The 1,105-nt window shown below is 63.4% G+C and carries 1 protein-coding gene; it reads left to right on the top strand.

Translation table 11 applies throughout. The annotated features are described in order from the left end of the window. On the top strand, window positions 1-1,105 hold a 1,105-nt coding region (locus EOA38_RS37420), incomplete at both ends, for an FAD-dependent oxidoreductase (RefSeq protein WP_145966331.1).

The following is a 1,105-nucleotide window of genomic DNA, read 5'->3' as shown; positions in this document are numbered from 1 at the left end:
GGCGCAACGGCATCCTGCTCGGCACCTATGAGAAGGCCTGCAAGCCGTGGTCGCCGGTGAACACGCCCTGGGATTTCGGCCATGAATTGCTGCAGCCCGACATCGATCGTATCGCGCCGTCGCTGGAAATCGGCTTCAAGCATTTCCCCGGCATCGAGAAGGCCGGCATCAAGCAGATCATCAACGGCCCCTTCACCTTCGCGCTCGACGGAAATCCGCTGGTCGGCCCGGTGCAGGGTCTGACCAATTTCTGGTGCGCCTGCGCCGTGATGGCCGGCTTCAGCCAGGGCGGCGGCGTCGGCCTCGCTCTGTCCAACTGGATGGTGCATGGCGATCCGGGCTTCGATGTCTGGGGCATGGACGTCGCGCGCTTCGGCGAATGGGCGAGCCTGCGCTACACCAACGCCAAGGTGCGCGAGAATTACTCACGCCGCTTCTCGATCCGCTTCCCGAACGAGGAACTGCCCGCCGCTAGGCCCGCGCAGACGACGCCGCTCTACGACACCATGCTCGCCAACAACGCGGTCATGGGCGACTCATGGGGCCTGGAGACCCCGCTCTGGTTCGCGCCGAAGGGCACCGAGCCGAAGGACATCGTTTCCTTCCATCGTTCGAACGATTTCGGTCCGATCGGCGAGGAGGTGCGCGCCACGCGCGAGAAGGTCGGCGTCACCGAGATCGCCAACTTCGCCAAATACGAGGTCTCGGGGCCGGGTGCTGAGGATTTTCTCAATCGGCTGATGACCAACCGCATGCCGAAGGTAGGCCGCATCGTGCTGACCCCTATGGTCAACGAATTCGGCAAGCTGATCGGCGACTTCACCATCGCCAAGACCGGTGAGGACCGCTTCATGATCTGGGGCTCGTCGGCGGCGCAGAAATATCACATGCGCTGGTTCGAAAAGCACCTGCCGAAGGATGGGGCGGTCCGCATCCACCGCTTCGACCAGACGCTTGTCGGCCTGTCGATCGCCGGGCCGAAATCCCGCGACCTGTTGCAGAAGCTTGTCGATGTCGACGTCTCGACCAAGGCCTTCCGTTTCATGGACTTCCGCGAGATGGCGGTCGGCGGCGCGCCCTGCATGGTCAACCGCATCACCTATAC

Origin of the sequence: Mesorhizobium sp. M1E.F.Ca.ET.041.01.1.1, from assembly GCF_003997355.1 — a bacterium.
Classification (GTDB): domain Bacteria; phylum Pseudomonadota; class Alphaproteobacteria; order Rhizobiales; family Rhizobiaceae; genus Mesorhizobium.
Note: the sequence above shows the minus strand (reverse complement) of the source record. Positions and strands in the feature narration are given on the sequence as shown.